Origin of the sequence: Mesorhizobium sp. M7A.F.Ca.CA.004.06.1.1 (assembly GCF_003999135.1) — a bacterium.
Taxonomy (GTDB): Bacteria; Pseudomonadota; Alphaproteobacteria; order Rhizobiales; family Rhizobiaceae; genus Mesorhizobium.
In genome coordinates this window covers 1-2,965 of sequence record NZ_RZPQ01000731.1, presented here as the reverse complement: position 1 = coordinate 2,965, position 2,965 = coordinate 1, and the positions used below count along the sequence as shown (strand labels likewise).

Here is a 2,965-nt window from a genome sequence, read left to right as displayed (position 1 = left end):
GGCAAGCTGCACATCGTCCAGAAGCTGATCGAGGAAATTCCCGAATTCGGCGAATGCGACAAGGTGACGGGCGATGACTGTTTCGTCGCCCGGCTGTTCGTGCGCTCGATCGGCGATCTCGACGGGATTCTCGATCGCATCGCCGACAAGGCGGAGACAAGCACCGCCATTATCAAGGCGCAGCCGATCCGGCGGCGGCCGCCGCCGCTTGACGCAACCGCCTCTCGGGATAGGGCAAAGGTCTTGCAGGCCTCCTGATCGAGTTGGGTGGAAAGCCGGCGGCCGGTTGGTTAGTGTGCCGGCCCAAACGAGGCCGGAACCATGGCGCAGAATATATACGACCGTGAGGATTTCTTCGCAGGCTACAGCCAGCTCGGCCGTTCGGTCGAAGGGCTGGAGGGTGCCGCCGAGTGGCCGGCACTGCGCGCCATGCTGCCCGATGTCGGCGGCTTGAGGGTCGTCGATCTCGGCTGCGGCTTCGGCTGGTTCTGCCGCTGGGCCCGCGAGCATGGGGCGGCGCAGGTGCTTGGCCTGGATCTGTCGGAGAAGATGCTTGCCCGGGCAAGGGCCGCCGGCCCCGATGCTGGCATAAGCTATGAGACGGCCGATCTCGATCGGCTCAGCCTGCCGGAAGCCAGCTTCGATCTCGTCTACAGCTCGCTCGCCTTGCACTATGTCGAGGATGTGTCGCGTCTGTTCGGGACCGTGCATCGGGCCCTGGCGCCTGGCGGGCGTTTCGTCTTTTCGACGGAACATCCGATCTTCATGGCGCCGACCAAACCCGGCTGGGTGATCGATAGCGAAGGCCGCAAGACGTGGCCTGTCGACCAATATCTGGTGGCAGGACCGCGCAGCACCGACTGGCTGGCCAAGGGCGTGGTGAAACATCACCGCACGATCGGCACCACCCTCAACGCACTGATCCGGTCCGGCTTCACCATCGGCCATGTCGAGGAATTCCGGCCGACCGATGCGCAAATCGCAGCCAAGCCGGAACTGGCGGAAGAGCTCGAGCGGCCGATGTTCCTGCTGGTCTCGGCTCGGCGCTAGGCACTGGCCGGCGTCGGCCGAGTGTGCCGCCGCCACGCTCATATTTGCTGTCGCTCCGCCGGGCATTCTGGGCTATTCAAGCGTCGACCCGCTTTCCCTCCGGACCAGTCCCCCCTCCCATGTCAGGCCTGCTTCTCGATCCGTGGTTCTATGCGGCTGCCATTCCGGCGGTCTTTCTGGTCGGCCTGTCCAAGGGGGGCTTTGGCGGCGCCGTCGGTTTCGTCGGCGTGCCGCTGATGGCGCTGACCATGCCGCCGGTGCAGGCGGCGGCCATCCTGCTGCCGATCCTGTGCCTGATGGACATCGTCTCGGTATGGACATGGTGGGGCGTTTATAACAGAAAGATGCTGGTCGACATGATGCCGGGCGCCGTCATCGGCATCGGCCTTGGCTGGCTGACGGCGGCACTGGTCACCGAAGAGGCGGTGCGGCTGATCGTCGGCGCCGTCGCCATCATCTTCGTCCTGCGCTGGCTCTATCTGCAGTTCCGCCATGGCGCCGATCACGCTGCCGCGCCCAACCGCGTCGCCGCCGCGGTCTGGGGCACGGTCGCCGGGTTCACCAGCTTCGTAGCCCATGTCGGCGGCCCGCCCTTCCAGGTCTATGCCTTGCCGATCCGGCTCGATCCGAAGGTTCTATCGGGCACCGCCGCGATCTTCTTTGCCGCCACCAATGCGCTGAAGCTGGTGCCCTATTTCGCGCTCGGCCAGTTCGACACCGCCAATCTGACGGCATCGGCGGTGCTGATGCCGCTGGCGCCGCTGTCGACCATTGCCGGGGCCTGGCTGGTGCGGCGGATGCGGCCGGAAACCTTCTAGCCCTTCACCTATGCAACCGTCGCGGTCGTTGCACTGAAGCTGCTGTGGGATGGCATCGCAGGTCCGATGTAGAAAGGCGGCTGCGCCGCCGCCCGTCATCAGGGTCAGGCAGCGCTCGGCACGAGACGGCGGTTGCCGCCAAAGGCCAGTGTGGCGCCGATCAAGACGGCCAGCACCATGCCGGCGAGGATACCGATGTCATGCACGGTCGGCTTGAGCACCATGTCGGCAATGATGACCACCATCACCGCATAGTCGAAGCGCGCCGCGCTCATCATACGCTGGCCGATGGCAAGAACCTCTGGTGTGACGCCCTCTTTGGCGATCATTGCGCCCATGCGCTCGCCGGTCGGTTTGAAGATGAACATGCCGATCGAAAAGGTCGTGGCGTAGCCGGCCAGGCCGATGAGGATCCACAGGTCGGAGAAGCCGACCCAGAACCAGCACATGATGAGGCCGAAAATCAGCGTCAGCATCGACATCGGCGCGAAGAACCTGCCGCCCAGCTGACCGCTGGCGCGCATTGCCTGCAGTTTTTCCTCTATGTTGCCCGCCCGCTCGGCAAGCATGCCCAGCAGGAACAGCACGAAGCCGCCTCCGACCCACAGAATGGCGGTAGTGACGTGGAGGAATTTGACGATCGAGTACCAGTCCATGGGTTGCTCCTGCAGTGTTCCGGTCAGGTTGCGGCGGCGCTGATTTGCGCCGGCCGTCAGAGGAGCGGGCGTTTAGCGTGGCGCCTGTTTCGGAACGATGTCGCGAAAAACCCGGATCTGTTTCAGGCAATGAAGAAGCGGCTGAGATAGTGAACGCGCTATCTGATTTCCTGCTAATGTACGAATCGTCGGGAGGGGGTTGGCGCGACATCGTCCGGAAACATCGCCGATGCTAACGCGCTTAACGCCGGGAGCCCGGTGGCGACAACAATCGCCTGACGATCAACCCATTCCCACAACGGGAAAAGGCAATTCGGGGGACAGACATGCAAGGGGTAGCACGGAATTTCTTCACACTGGCCGTCATCTATTCGCTGTGCGGCATGGCGCTCGGCCTGCACATGTCGATCAGCCAGGATCACGGTCAGATGCCGACTCACG

3 protein-coding genes and 1 pseudogene are annotated in these 2,965 nt (G+C 63.8%); 3 read left to right on the top strand and 1 reads right to left on the bottom strand.

Annotated features, from left to right (window positions below; all coding sequences use genetic code 11):
- The 3 genes and pseudogenes from EN906_RS29175 to EN906_RS29165 form a co-directional block, all read left to right on the top strand.
- Positions 1-258, top strand: a 258-nt coding sequence (locus EN906_RS29175; protein WP_164777439.1) for an Lrp/AsnC ligand binding domain-containing protein, incomplete at its 5' end; no start/stop codon positions are given.
- A 63-nt stretch (positions 259-321) separates the two neighbouring features.
- A complete protein-coding gene (locus tag EN906_RS29170; protein ID WP_127268484.1) occupies positions 322-1,050 on the top strand; it encodes a class I SAM-dependent methyltransferase in 729 nt (242 codons plus the stop codon).
- Between the two features lie 119 nt (positions 1,051-1,169).
- Positions 1,170-1,940 (top strand): annotated as a pseudogene (locus EN906_RS29165) (sulfite exporter TauE/SafE family protein).
- 32 nt (positions 1,941-1,972) lie between these two features.
- Here the strand turns inward: EN906_RS29165 and EN906_RS29160 are convergent.
- Positions 1,973-2,524 (bottom strand): DUF2269 family protein, encoded by a 552-nt coding sequence (locus tag EN906_RS29160; protein WP_127268486.1) that lies wholly within the window; start codon positions 2,522-2,524, stop codon positions 1,973-1,975.
- Positions 2,525-2,965 lie beyond the last annotated feature (441 nt).